The following is an 11,562-nucleotide window of genomic DNA, read 5'->3' on the forward strand; positions in this document are numbered from 1 at the left end:
GAGGCGTCGGCCGAGGCGCTCGCGGACCGGCTGGCCGAATGGCTCGGGCCTGAGGTCGACGCCCTCGCGCGCGGCGGGAAGCTGGCGGGACGAGGCATCGGCCCCGCGCTGCGGCGACTGCTCCCGTGGCCGGAGGCGGCCCGGTTCGACGATCTGGTGCCCGACCGCCTGCAGGTGCCCAGCTCGTCGTCATACCGCGTGGACTACCCGGAACCCGGATCCGACGCCGCACCGGTGCTGGCGGTCAAGCTGCAGGAGTGCTTCGGGTGGACCGCCTCACCCCGGATCTGCGACGGGCGGGTCCCCGTGACCGTCCATCTGCTCTCCCCCGCCGGACGGCCACTCGCCGTGACCCGCGACCTGGAGTTCTTCTGGCGCGAGGCCTATCCCGGTGTACGGGCGGAGATGCGGGGCCGCTATCCCCGGCACCCGTGGCCGGAGGACCCGATGGGCGCCGAACCCACTCGTCGGACCAACCGTCGACATTGAGGATCCCGTTACCATAACGAACCGCCCTGCCGCAATGCTCCGGAGCGGCCCGCCTCCTACGATGTGAGCAACCGCACCCGCGTCCGTCGACCCCGCCCGGAGCGTGATCGCCATGCCCGCGTACACCCCACCCGCACCCCACCGGGTCCCCCTCCCGACCAGGACCCCCGCACGGACCAAGCGGATCCCGCGCGTCCGGAACCGGATCGGGGCGCTCGTGACGTCCGCCGGTCTGGCGCTGGCGCTACTCAGCCTCTACCTGCCGTGGCTGGCCACGGGCGCGGACGAGCGGATCTCGGCCCTGGGGATCACCGAGCTCATCGACGTCCGCAGCGTCGCACCGGTGTTGTTCGTCGGACTACTTGTCCTGGCCCTGCTCGTGGCCGTCACCGCGCTCACCCGCCTGGGGTCGTTCGCCGTCGCGGCGGCGGTGGTGGCGATCGGGGTCCTGGCGGGACACCTCGCCTTCGTCTGGACCCTGATCCTGTCCACGGGGTCGACGGAGCCGGCACTCTCGGGCCTGCCCGCGAACGCCACGGTGACCTCCGGGCCCTATGTGGCCGCGTTCGGGTTCGTGATGGTGTCGGCGGGGTCGGCCTGGGCCGCCCGGTCCGCTCGCTATCCGGTCGATCCCGTGACGTGACGGGCGGGCCCGGTCCGGCGGTCACAGTCCGCCACCGCACCGTCCGGCCGGAACGCACCGTTGTGGCAGAACCCGGACACCCCGCCTATTATGTGACTTACCTCACTTCACAGGTTCCGGTCCGATTAAGGGCACCCGCCATGGCCGCACAGACAACGCCCGTCACCCGCACCTCGCCGTCGTCGGCGAGCACCCCGACCGGCGGCAAGATCATCCCGCACCTGCGAAACCGCGTCGGCGGCCTGATCGCCGTAGTGGGGCTGGCGCTCGCCCTGCTCAGTCTGTACCTCCCCTGGTTGAGCACCGGGACCGGCGGAGGGATCAGCGCGCTCGACCTCACCGAGATCCTGGACCTGCGCGCGATGGCGCCCCTGAACTTCCTGGGGCTTCTCGTGCTGTCGGTCCTGGTGGCGGTCACGCTGTTCACCCGGTTGGGATTCTTCGCGGCCGCCAACGCGGTACTCGCGTCCCTCGTGTTGATCGCCCACCTCATCTTCGTCTGGGTCCTGTTCAACTCGACCGACACCTCGGATCCGATGCTGGCGGGCCTGCCGGACGGCACCTCGGTCACCTACGGTCCGTTCGTCGCGGCGATCGGATTCATCCTCGTGATCATCGGATCGGCGTTGGCGGCCAAGTCCGCCGAGTACCTTCTCCCAGACCGCGCCGAGGCCCGCATGTTCACCGGCTCGTGAGGCGTCAGAACACCACCACGGTGTCCCCGACCTGCAGCCTCTCGAAATAAGTCGCCGCGGCGGGCCGGTCCATCCGGATACACCCGTGCGACTCGTAGGCCGGATCGCCCTCGTGGAAGGCGATCCCTCCCACGAAGTACACCGAGTACGGCATCGGGGCGTCGTCGAACAGACGGCTGACCTCGTGGCGCACCTTCCGGGTGACCTGGAACGTCCCGCGAGGGGTCTCCCAACCGACCCTTCCGTGCGACATCCGTACCGGCCCGTAGCTCAGCCGCTCCCCCGACTGCAGCCAGGTCCGGTTCCCGTCGAGGTCGACGCACGCGGCGGCCGTACGCGGACACGGGCTCTGCGGGGTGGGGTCCGGCGGCGGCGGGGGCGCGGCCGGAGGGGGCACGAACCCGGGCGGAGGAGTGATCCCCGCCGACTCCAGCCAGCCGCCGGCGGCGGTGCGCAGGTCCGCGTCCGCCTGTACGGATCCCGCCAGGGCCTGATCGAGCACCTGCTGGGCCTCCGGCGGTAGCGACACCTGGGCCGAGGCGGCGGAGGTGCTGGTCCCTGCGACCAGCAACGCCGCCACCGCGCCGACCAACACTCGTGAGGGGATTCTTCTCATGCCGTGATTATGTCCGGGGCACGTCACCCGGACGGGCGACTCGCTGTCACGGTCCGGTCTCGACCCGGGCGCTCGACCGGCGCGAGGTCTACCGTCTGGACCATGAGCGAGTCACCGCTTCCCCTCCCCCGGCTCTCCGCGCCGGCGTCCCGCGCCCTCGCCGCGGCCGGGATCACCGACCTCCGCCAGTTGGACGGAACGCCCGAGAGGGACGTTCTGGCGCTGCACGGGGTCGGCCCCTCCCAGCTCGGCGTGCTGCGCGACGCACTGTCCGCGGCGGGGCTGTCCCTCGCCGATCCGCTCTCGCGGCCCCGCGCCACCGGCCGCAACGACAACACGGCGTTTCTCGAGACACCGGGCTCCCCACGGCAGTGGATCGAGGGGTTGCCCACCGCCCGGCGGGTGGAGGACGGCCTGCGCCTGCTCGAGCTCTTCGGCGAGGTCACCGGCGAACCACCGTCCATGTGGGGCCCGTCGATCGTGGGCTACGGCACGCACCACTACGTGTACGACAGCGGTCGTGAGGGCGACACCCTCCGGGTGGGCTTCAGTCCCCGCGCCTCCGCCATCAGCCTCTACGGACTGCTCGGGGCCCCGGGAGCCGACGCGTTGCTCGCGACGCTGGGGCCGCACAGGACCGGCACGGGGTGCCTCTACGTGACGACCCTGGCCCGGATCCGGGAACCCGTGCTCCGCGAACTCGTGGCGGCGGCGTGGGCGCAGCCGGACTGACGCAGCCGGAGCGTCGCCGGTGACGGTCGCGTCAGTCCCGCGGTAGCGGCTTGACCATCGGGAACAGGATCGTCTCCCTGATGCCCAGCCCGGTGAGCGCCATGAGCAGACGATCGATCCCCATACCCAACCCGGTGGTGGGCGGCATCCCCTGCTCCATCGCGGCCAGGAAGTCCTCGTCCAACACCATCGCCTCGTCGTCACCGGCCGCGGCGAGCCGCGCCTGGTCCTCGAACCGGCGACGCTGGATCACCGGGTCGACGAGCTCCGAGTAGCCGGTCGCCAGCTCGAACCCACGGACGTAGAGGTCCCACTTCTCGGTGACCCCCCGATCCGTGCGGTGATCGCGGGTCAGAGGGGAGGTCTCCACCGGGAAATCGCGGACGAACACCGGCCCCTCGAGCTGGTCACCGCACAGGTGCTCCCACAGCTCCTCGACCAGCTTGCCGTGCAGCCAGCCCCTGCCCGAGGGCACCTCGAGCCCGACCTCGCCGGCCAGTTCCGTGAGTTCCTCGACCGTCGAGTCGACCGTGACGGTGTCCTCGTCGGTGTTCCCCACCACCTCGGGGTGCTGCGCGCGCAGGGCCTCGTTGAGCGAGGGGTACATACGCATCTCACGCCACTGCCCGCCCAGGTCGTACTCCGTGCCGTCGGCGAGGGTGACGGTGGTGGTGCCGAACACCTCGCGCGCGACCTCCTGGATGACCTCACGGATCATCGTGGCGGACGTGTCGTAGTCCCCGTAGGCCTGGTAGGTCTCGAGCATCGCGAACTCGGGGCTGTGTGAGGAGTCCACACCCTCGTTCCGGAAGTTGCGGTTGATCTCGAAGACCCGCTCGATGCCGCCCACCACGCATCGCTTGAGGTAGAGCTCGGGGGCGATGCGCAGGTACAGGTCCAGGTCCAGGGCGTTGGAGTGCGTGACGAACGGCCGGGCGGCGGCGCCGCCGTGCAACGTCTGCAGCATCGGCGTCTCCACCTCGAGGAACCCCCGCCTGTCGAGGGCGTCCCGCAGGGCCCGGACGACCTTGATGCGGGTGACCGCGTTGCGCCGGGCCGTGTCGCGCATGATGAGGTCGGTGTAGCGCTGACGGACGCGCGTGTCCTCGCTCAGTTCCTTGTGCGCCACCGGCAACGGACGCAGCGACTTGGCCGCCAGCACCCACGAGTCGGCCATGACGGACAGCTCGCCGCGCCTGGACCGCACCACGCGGCCGGTCACCGAGACGTGGTCACCGAGGTCCACGTCCTGCTTCCACGCCTCGAGCCGCTCCTCGCCCACGTTGGCCAACGAGAGCATCGCCTGCAACTGCGGGGCGAACGAGTCGGGCCCGCCCTCGGTCGCCGGGACCGACAGGTCGGCGTCCGGGCTCACGCCGTCCTGGAGTCGGACGAAGCAGAGCTTGCCCGTGTTGCGGACGAACAGCACGCGGCCCGCGACGGAGACCCGGACGTCGGTCTCCTCCCCGGGCTCGAGGGCGACGAAGCGCGGATCCGAGGCGATCTCGACGAGCCCGTGCGTGCGGGGGACCTCGACCGGATAGGCGTCGACGCCGGAATCGAGGATGCGCTGCCGCTTGTCGCGACGGATACGCAGCTGCTCGGGGGTGTCGTCGGCGGGCTCGGTCGCGGCGGGGGTCGAGTCGGTCACGACTCCCGAGGATAGTCGTCCCTATGCGGCGGGGCCGAACCCGTCACCGCGCACGTGGTCGAGGACGTGGAGGTCGAACCGGTCCGACAGCTGCTCGATGGCGGCCGCCGCCCGGACACTGTTGCCGTGCTCGTCCAGGCGCGGCGAGTAGGCCGCGATCCCGAACTTACCGGGAACCACCGCGAACAGACACCCCGACACCCCGCTCTTCGCGGGCAGTCCGACCTGGTAGACCCAGTCGCCCGCCGCGTCGTACATGCCGCAGGTGAACATCACGCTGTTGGCGTAGCGGACCGCCTTGCGCCCGAGGATCCGCTCGTCGCTGCCGGGCTTCAGACCGCCGTTCGCGAACATGGCGGCCATGTGGGCGAGTTCCCGGACGTCCACGCGGACCGCGCACTGGCGTCCGTACCCCGCCACCACCTCGTGGGGGTCGTCCGCGAGGGTGCCCTCCTCGGCGAGGAGGTGCGCGAGCGCCTGGTTGCGGTGTGCGCTCTTGGCCTCGATGTCGGCGATCTCCTCGTCGACCTCCACGTCACGGCCGACGAGGCGGGAGAGCAGTGCGCGGATGTGCTCGAAGCGCGAGACCTCGTCGTCGTCGGTGTCCCCGACGAGCGCGTGGGCGGCCAACGCCCCGGCGTTGACCAGACCGTTGGGTGCCCGGCCGGTCCCGGCCTCGAGGGAGATCTCGTTGAAGGCGTCCCCGGAGGGTTCGACCCCGATCCGCTTGGCCACCTCGTCCACGCCCTTCTGGTCCAGGGCCAGGGCGTACACGAAGGGCTTGGAGGCGGATTGGAGATCGAAGCGGATGTCGTCGTCCCCCGCCGAGGTCACGGTGCCCTCGAGGTCGCACACCGCCATCGCCAGGGCGTCGGGGTTCGGGTGTTCGTAGTCGCCGAGGTGCGGGACCAGTTCGCCCGAGGAGTCGTCACGGACCTCGTCGAGGATGCCCTGGAGAAGGTCTGCCGAGATGTGGTCCGTCATGGACGCGACCGTACCGGGGCCGGTGCCCGCGCGCCCCCGGTCGGGCGTGGTGCCGCGCTCAGTGCGCCGAGATCGCGGATCGCTCGCGCAGCAGGTGCTCGGCGTCCGAGAGCAGGCCGAGCGCCCCCGCCGCCCGCAGTGCGTCGTGCCCCCCGTCCACCGCCCGGACCCCTCGCACACCACGGGAGTGCAGTTCCAGGGCGAACAGCTCGGCGTCGAGGCCGTCGTCACTGACGAGGAGCACCTCGCGCCCCTCGTCCACGGCGGCGAGGGGTGCCGCCGAACGGGGATCGAGCAGCTCGACGACGGGGCGGGCCTCGACCGCGACCGCCCCGGCCAGCACACCCTGCCGCTCGCGCTGGACCCGTGAGCGGATGTCCACGACGAGCGCCCCCGCCTCGACGGTGGTGCGGTAGTCCGCCACGTCCAGCGTGAGGGCGGCGGGGTCGGTGAGGGTGACGGCGAGAGAGGTCATCTGGTGCTCCTGGTCAGGCGGGTCCCGGTCGGTCCGTTCGAGGGTGCTGCTGCCGGTCGGGGACACCAGTGCTGCGCACGTGCGGAGCCCGCCGGACCGGCCGAGGGCATTCGTCGTGCGTGCATGGCCCCAATAATAGACAGACCGGTCTATCTACGACAAGAGCGGATTCCTTCGGCCCGCTGACCACACCCGACAGCACACCCGCTGGCGCCCGAACATTAGTTGATGCATCATGTAGTCAGACCGAAGGAGCATCATGACCACCGCACGCACGCGTCAGCCCGCCGTCTTCATCGGCCACGGCGTCCCCCTCAACGCGCTCGAGGTCAACCAGTGGACCCGCGAATGGGCCGCGCTCGGCACCTCCCTCCCCGAACGTCCCCGCGCCGTGCTGGCCGTCTCGGCCCACTGGTACATCGGGGCCACCGCGGTGACCGCGATGGCCAACCCGAGGACGATCCACGACTTCTACGGCTTCCCACGGGAGCTCAACGAGTTCGACTACCCGGCCGCCGGTGCACCCGAGCTCGCCTCGGAGGTGGCCGAGGTGGTCAAACCCACCTGGGTCGGCGAGGACCGGGACTCGTGGGGGCTCGACCACGGCACGTGGTCCGTCCTCACCCACGTGTTCCCCGATGCCGACGTCCCGGTGGCCCAGTTGTCGGTGGACGCCTCCAAGCCCGCGGGCTACCACTTCGACCTGGGCACCAGGCTCTCGGCGCTGCGGGACTCCGGTGTGCTGATCCTGGCCAGCGGCAACGTGGTGCACAACCTGGCGGCCGCGGACCCCTCCCGCGGGGACTCGGGGACGGACTGGGCGCACCGATTCGACGACCACGCCCAGGAACTGCTCACCGAGCGGCCGGAGGACGCCCTCTCTCTGGTCGAACACCCCGACGCCCGACTGGCCGTCCCCAGCGCCGACCACTTCCTGCCCCTGCTCTACACGGCGGGGATGGCGGCCGGATCCGGCGAGGAGCTGGACGCCTTCAGCAAGGGGTACGCCTGGGGGTCGGTCTCCATGACGAGCTACCGCTCCGCGGCCTGACCCGCACGCGCGGCCTGACCCCGCTGCGCCGTCAGGTCCCCCTGGCCCGGTTCGCGAGGCCGCCCGTCAACGGCAGCAGCACGACCAAGGACACCCACATCAGCTGGGCGGTCCCCGCGCCGACCGTCACCGCCACGGGGACCGATGCCAGGAACACCACCGGGGTGGCGGTCGCCGCCAGGAGCATTCTGCGGTTCTCCCTCGCCGACGTGGGACGGCGTTCCAGTCCGACCGCGCGACCACGCTGGTACACGGCGGCCTGCGCGAGGGACACCCCGGCGATGTTGAGGGCGTAGAGCGCGGTCGGCAGGTCGAGATCGGCCGTGGCCGGGTTGCTGATCGCGTCGGTGGTGAAGGGCACGAGGATCACCAGGCCCGTCGCCAGGAGGTTGCCGACCACCATCGGGCCGTCGAGTCCGGTGAGGCCCTTGATCATCCTGACGTTGACCCGCCACAGCGCGCAGATCACCACGAAACTCAGTGCGACCCCGGTCAGCTGCTGCCCGAGCCCGGATGCCGCCAGGGAGCCGAGGTCCTGCCACGCCTCCGGCCCCGGCAGGTCGACGTTCACGATGAGCAGCGTGACGGCGAAGCCGTAGATGGCGTCGAAGAAGGACACCCCGCGGTCGAACTCGGAGGTGTCCCTGCGGATCACCTCGTCGTCGTCGTCGATCTCTCTCCGTCCGATCCCGTCCATGGCGGACAGCATGCCACCGGCGCGGGGCGGGATTCAGGTGTTCCTCTCGAACACCAGTCGCAGTCCCTCGAGCGCGAGCTCCGGCTCCACGTCGGTGATCGTCCGCGACTCCTCCGCCACGACGTCCGCACGCAGTCCGGTCAGCACCACCGCCGCGTCGGCCAACTCGGCGACGTCCGTCCGCAGGCGGTCGACCAGCGCGTCGATCTGCCCGGCGAACCCGATCACGATCCCGGCCTGCAGCGCGGCGACCGTGTTCTTGCCCAGCGCGCCCCGGGGCCGCACGACCTCGATCTTGCGCAACGCGGCCGCGCGCTCGGCGAGAGCGTCCACGGAGATGTCGATCCCGGGCGCGATCGCCCCACCGAGCAACTCGCCGCGGGCGGAGACGGCGTCGACCGTGGTCGCGGTGTCCACGTCGACGACGATCACCGCGCCCTCGAACAGGGTGTGGGCTGCCAGGGCGTTGACGACCCGGTCGGACCCCACCTCCCGCGGAGAGTCCACGAGCAGTGGTACCCCGGTCTTCACTCCGGGCGCCACCACGACCGCGCGCAACCCGGGCCAGTAATCTGCGGCCATCCGTCGCAGTTCGCCCGTCACCGACGGCACGACCGACATCGCCGAGATTCCGGTGAGCCGCTCGGCGCACTCGCCGAGCAACCCCCGGATGGTCAGCGCCAACTCGTCGGAGGTCACCGCCGGCGACGTCCGCATGCTCCAGGTGCGCTCGAGTGGACCGCCATCGGGGGGGAAGACGCCGAGCCGGATGTGGGTGTTGCCGACGTCGACGGTGAGTAACACGGCCCTACCCCGACACCTAGACGGTGGCGGGCTCGGGGACGCGCGGGTTCTTCAGGCCCGACCCCTCGGGGACGTCCGCCGGATCGGTGCCCTCGGTGAGCGTGCGGTTGTGGGCATCCACGAAGACCACGCGCGGCTCGTAGGCCCGCGCCTCGGCGTCCTCCATCACCGCGTACGCGATGATGATCACCAGATCCCCGGGATGGACGAGGTGCGCGGCCGCACCGTTGATGCTGATGACCCCCGAGCCCCGCTCGCCGGTGATGGCGTAGGTGGTCAGACGGGAGCCGTTGTCGATGTCGACGATGTCGATCTGCTGCCCCTCGAGCAGGTCCGCGGCGTCCATGAGGTCCGCGTCGATGGTGCAGGAACCCACGTAGTGCAGGTCCGCCTGGGTCACCGTCGCCCGGTGGATCTTGGAGTGGAGCATGGTGCGCTGCATCTAGATGCCTTCCTGGAGGTCTGCGGCCAGCTCGGCCTGCTGGGAGGCGACGGTCGCCTCGGCGGCGGCGAGGAACCCCGTGCCGATGGCCACGCCGACGTTGTCGATGAGGCGGGCGGAGCCGATCCGGGCCGCCACGAGGAGCCGCCCCGGACCCTCCTGCGGCGGCTCGCCGAGGTCGCCGGCCCGCAGCTCGAGGTAGTCGATCGAGATCTGCGGTCGCTCCGCCAGGACCGCGCGGGCGGCGTCGAGCACGGCCTGCCCGCCCCCCTTGGCCGCGAACGTCCCGGCCACGAGCGCCGCGTTGAGCGTGGTGGCCAGTTCCCGCTCCTCCCCGGAGAGGTAGCGGTTGCGTGAGCTCATCGCCAACCCGTCCGACTCGCGGACGGTCGGCACACCCACCACCCGGACGTCCATGTCCAGGTCGGCCACCATCTGACGGATCAGGACCAGCTGCTGATAGTCCTTTTCCCCGAAGAACGCCTGGTGAGGGGCGACTATGTTGAACAACTTGGCCACCACGGTGAGCATCCCGGCGAAGTGACCGGGGCGGGAGGCACCGTCGAGGATGTCCCCCGTCGGCCCGGGCAGCACGGTGGTCCTCGGCCCGTTCGGATACATCGCGGCGGCGCTGGGGGCGAGGACCAGCTCGACCCCGGCGGCGGCCAGCCTGGCCACGTCCTCGTCGAGTGTCCGCGGATAGGCGTCCAGGTCCTCACCGGGCCCGAACTGCAGCGGGTTGACGAAGATCGACACCACCACCACGGAGCCGGGAGTCCGGCGGGCGGCCTCGACCAGGGCCAGGTGTCCCTCGTGCAGCGCCCCCATCGTCGGGACGAAGGTGATCTGCCTGCCGACCTTGCGCAGCGACCGGGTGACCGCGTGCAGCGCCGAGGGGTCGTGGTGGACGGTCAGCTCGCCCCGGGTGTAGCCGGTACCCGGCCGTCCCGGGACCGCCGTCCGCACGGGGAGGGTCGAGGTGGTCATCGCAGCTGCTCCGTCAGGTCGGGGGCCAGGAGGTCGGTGACGTCGCGTCCGGCACCGCAGCGATCCGCCGTCCGCAGCGCGAGCGCGCGGTACCCGGCGGCGATTCCGCTGTCCACGTCCTCGAGCGCGTCGAGGTGGCGCGACACCGTCACCGCGTCGCCGCGCATCACGGGGCCGGTCAGCGCCGACTCCCCGGAGGCCAGGACGTTGTCGAGCGCGGCCCGCAGCAGCGGCTCGAGGGTACGGCGGGCCAGCGCCCCGGCGTCCGAACCGAGCATGCCGTCCGGGTCACCCTGGACCCCGCCGCCGGGCAGGACAGAGAAGGACGCCGCGAGCGCCTCTGCGGCGTCGTTGACCAGCGTGACGAGGTGGTTGGCGCCGTGCGCGAGCGCCGCGTGGTAGAGCGCCCGGTGGGATTCGGCGACGGTGACGGGCAGCCCGCCGGTCTCCATCACCAGCATCTGTCCGACGACCAGGCCGACCTCGTCCGGGGAGGTCAGGGCCCACGAGCAGCCCTCCATGCGCTCGATGTCCGAGTCTCCGCCCGTGAAGGTCATGGCGGGGTGGGCCGCCACCACGACCGCGCCGGCGTCAGCGGCGGGACGGAGCACGTCCGCACCCACCGCGCCGGCGACGTGGACCACGATGTGGCCGGGGCGGAAGGCGTCGGCGTCGGCCAGTTCCGCGACCACTCCGGGCAAGTCCTTGTCGGGCACCGCGAGGATCAGCAGTTCCCCGGCCCCGGCCACCGCGACCGGATCGGAGAATCGCGCCTCCGGCAGACGGCGGGAGGCGAGCTCACGTGACCGCTCGGAGCGCGCGACGACCGCGGAGACGACGTGGCCACGACGCTCCAGCGCGGCGCCGATCGCCGTGCCGACGCGTCCCGCGGACACGAGGCCGACCGAGAGGCGGGCAGGGGGTGTTCCGGTGACGCCGAACTCGGACATCATGAGGTGCTCCAGTGCTCGATCCGTTCCAGGCCCGCTCACGTGGTGGGTCCCGGACATCTCGGGGGCGAGAATAGTCGCACTCTCCGACCGGGGCACGCCCGAGTGGCGTACCTCACAAAGTCGGGGTGGGGCTCGATCGGCCGGGTCGCGCTGCCTCAGTCAGCCGAATGGCGGTGGCGACGCCCACGGCCGGGAGCCTCGTCACCGCCGAGGCGTGCCATGAGCTCGGCGACCGAGAGCCCGCCGCCCTCGCCGTGACGGCTGTGCGGCGCGGACTCGGTGGCCGCGGGCTCGGGCTTCTGCGCCTGCTCCCGTGCGGGCTCGGGCTCCGGCTTCCGCGCCT

The 11,562-nt window shown here is 71.5% G+C and carries 14 protein-coding genes and 1 pseudogene; 5 read left to right on the plus strand and 10 right to left on the minus strand.

The features are described from left to right. From G6031_RS07240 to G6031_RS07250, 3 genes are all read left to right on the plus strand, one after another. The coding region (locus tag G6031_RS07240; RefSeq protein WP_277820078.1) for an ATP-dependent helicase C-terminal domain-containing protein at positions 1 to 489 on the plus strand (489 nt) is incomplete at its 5' end. A gap of 112 nt (positions 490 to 601) precedes the next feature. Beyond that, positions 602 to 1,132 (plus strand): hypothetical protein, encoded by a 531-nt coding sequence (locus G6031_RS07245; protein WP_182652885.1) that lies wholly within the window; start codon positions 602 to 604, stop codon positions 1,130 to 1,132. Positions 1,133 to 1,272: 140 nt separating this feature from the next. Continuing rightward, positions 1,273 to 1,827, plus strand: a complete 555-nt coding sequence (locus tag G6031_RS07250) for a hypothetical protein (RefSeq protein ID WP_182610523.1) — start codon at positions 1,273 to 1,275, stop codon at positions 1,825 to 1,827. Between the two features lie 4 nt (positions 1,828 to 1,831). On the opposite strand, the gene G6031_RS07255 is transcribed toward G6031_RS07250, so the two are convergent. Continuing rightward, positions 1,832 to 2,443 (minus strand): L,D-transpeptidase, encoded by a 612-nt coding sequence (locus G6031_RS07255; RefSeq protein WP_182610522.1) that lies wholly within the window; start codon positions 2,441 to 2,443, stop codon positions 1,832 to 1,834. 102 nt (positions 2,444 to 2,545) lie between these two features. Between G6031_RS07255 and G6031_RS07260 the strand changes: the two genes are divergently transcribed. Beyond that, positions 2,546 to 3,175: a DUF1801 domain-containing protein gene (locus tag G6031_RS07260; RefSeq protein WP_182652886.1), complete on the plus strand. Its 630-nt coding sequence runs from the start codon at positions 2,546 to 2,548 to the stop codon at positions 3,173 to 3,175. Between the two features lie 31 nt (positions 3,176 to 3,206). Here G6031_RS07260 and lysS read toward each other — a convergent pair whose 3' ends face one another. Genes lysS through G6031_RS07275 form a run of 3 tightly spaced genes read right to left on the minus strand, consistent with a single transcriptional unit; the run spans position 3,207 to position 6,285 of the window. Continuing rightward, on the minus strand, positions 3,207 to 4,826 hold the full coding sequence (lysS, locus tag G6031_RS07265) for a lysine--tRNA ligase (RefSeq protein ID WP_179524485.1): 1,620 nt from the start codon (positions 4,824 to 4,826) through the stop codon (positions 3,207 to 3,209). Positions 4,827 to 4,847: 21 nt separating this feature from the next. Beyond that, complete coding sequence (gene glsA, locus G6031_RS07270) at positions 4,848 to 5,810, minus strand: glutaminase A (protein WP_179524484.1); 963 nt, start codon at positions 5,808 to 5,810, stop codon at positions 4,848 to 4,850. 58 nt (positions 5,811 to 5,868) lie between these two features. After that, positions 5,869 to 6,285 carry a rhodanese-like domain-containing protein gene (locus G6031_RS07275; RefSeq protein WP_241731117.1) on the minus strand — a complete coding sequence of 139 codons (417 nt, stop codon included), beginning with the start codon at positions 6,283 to 6,285 and terminating at the stop codon, positions 5,869 to 5,871. Positions 6,286 to 6,544: 259 nt separating this feature from the next. Here G6031_RS07275 and ygiD point away from each other — a divergent pair, with 259 nt between their 5' ends. Then, positions 6,545 to 7,336 carry a 4,5-DOPA dioxygenase extradiol gene (ygiD, locus tag G6031_RS07280; protein WP_182652887.1) on the plus strand — a complete coding sequence of 264 codons (792 nt, stop codon included), beginning with the start codon at positions 6,545 to 6,547 and terminating at the stop codon, positions 7,334 to 7,336. A 31-nt stretch (positions 7,337 to 7,367) separates the two neighbouring features. Here ygiD and G6031_RS07285 read toward each other — a convergent pair whose 3' ends face one another. The 6 genes and pseudogenes from G6031_RS07285 to G6031_RS07310 form a co-directional block, all read right to left on the minus strand. Further along, positions 7,368 to 8,033, minus strand: coding sequence for a TMEM175 family protein (locus G6031_RS07285; protein WP_182610268.1), 666 nt, complete (start codon positions 8,031 to 8,033; stop codon positions 7,368 to 7,370). Between the two features lie 33 nt (positions 8,034 to 8,066). Beyond that, positions 8,067 to 8,837, minus strand: a complete 771-nt coding sequence (locus tag G6031_RS07290) for a type III pantothenate kinase (RefSeq protein WP_182645543.1) — start codon at positions 8,835 to 8,837, stop codon at positions 8,067 to 8,069. Positions 8,838 to 8,853: 16 nt separating this feature from the next. Continuing rightward, entirely contained in the window at positions 8,854 to 9,279 is a 426-nt protein-coding gene (gene panD / locus G6031_RS07295) for an aspartate 1-decarboxylase (protein WP_179524479.1), read from the minus strand. Beyond that, entirely contained in the window at positions 9,280 to 10,266 is a 987-nt protein-coding gene (gene panC / locus G6031_RS07300) for a pantoate--beta-alanine ligase (RefSeq protein WP_182652888.1), read from the minus strand. It lies immediately after the preceding gene. Further along, positions 10,263 to 11,216 carry a DUF2520 domain-containing protein gene (locus G6031_RS07305; RefSeq protein ID WP_182645545.1) on the minus strand — a complete coding sequence of 318 codons (954 nt, stop codon included), beginning with the start codon at positions 11,214 to 11,216 and terminating at the stop codon, positions 10,263 to 10,265. The genes panC and G6031_RS07305 overlap by 4 nt, the downstream gene beginning before the upstream one ends. A 158-nt stretch (positions 11,217 to 11,374) precedes the next feature. Continuing rightward, positions 11,375 to 11,562: pseudogene (locus G6031_RS07310) on the minus strand (hypothetical protein); the annotation flags it as partial.

This window comes from Dietzia sp. CQ4, from assembly GCF_014145125.1.
Taxonomy (GTDB): domain Bacteria; phylum Actinomycetota; class Actinomycetes; order Mycobacteriales; family Mycobacteriaceae; genus Dietzia; species Dietzia natronolimnaea.

Excerpts from the sequence above, each read along its gene's own strand:
- G6031_RS07255 (WP_182610522.1), bottom strand. The coding sequence starts at position 2,443 with ATGAGAAGAATCCCCTCACGAGTGTTGGTCGGCGCGGTGGCGGCGTTG.
- ygiD (WP_182652887.1), top strand. The coding sequence starts at position 6,545 with ATGACCACCGCACGCACGCGTCAGCCCGCCGTCTTCATCGGCCACGGC.
- glsA (WP_179524484.1), bottom strand. The coding sequence starts at position 5,810 with ATGACGGACCACATCTCGGCAGACCTTCTCCAGGGCATCCTCGACGAG.
- G6031_RS07305 (WP_182645545.1), bottom strand. The coding sequence starts at position 11,216 with ATGTCCGAGTTCGGCGTCACCGGAACACCCCCTGCCCGCCTCTCGGTC.
- G6031_RS07260 (WP_182652886.1), top strand. The coding sequence starts at position 2,546 with ATGAGCGAGTCACCGCTTCCCCTCCCCCGGCTCTCCGCGCCGGCGTCC.
- G6031_RS07285 (WP_182610268.1), bottom strand. The coding sequence starts at position 8,033 with ATGGACGGGATCGGACGGAGAGAGATCGACGACGACGACGAGGTGATC.
- panD (WP_179524479.1), bottom strand. The coding sequence starts at position 9,279 with ATGCAGCGCACCATGCTCCACTCCAAGATCCACCGGGCGACGGTGACC.
- G6031_RS07250 (WP_182610523.1), top strand. The coding sequence starts at position 1,273 with ATGGCCGCACAGACAACGCCCGTCACCCGCACCTCGCCGTCGTCGGCG.
- panC (WP_182652888.1), bottom strand. The coding sequence starts at position 10,266 with ATGACCACCTCGACCCTCCCCGTGCGGACGGCGGTCCCGGGACGGCCG.
- G6031_RS07245 (WP_182652885.1), top strand. The coding sequence starts at position 602 with ATGCCCGCGTACACCCCACCCGCACCCCACCGGGTCCCCCTCCCGACC.
- G6031_RS07275 (WP_241731117.1), bottom strand. The coding sequence starts at position 6,285 with ATGACCTCTCTCGCCGTCACCCTCACCGACCCCGCCGCCCTCACGCTG.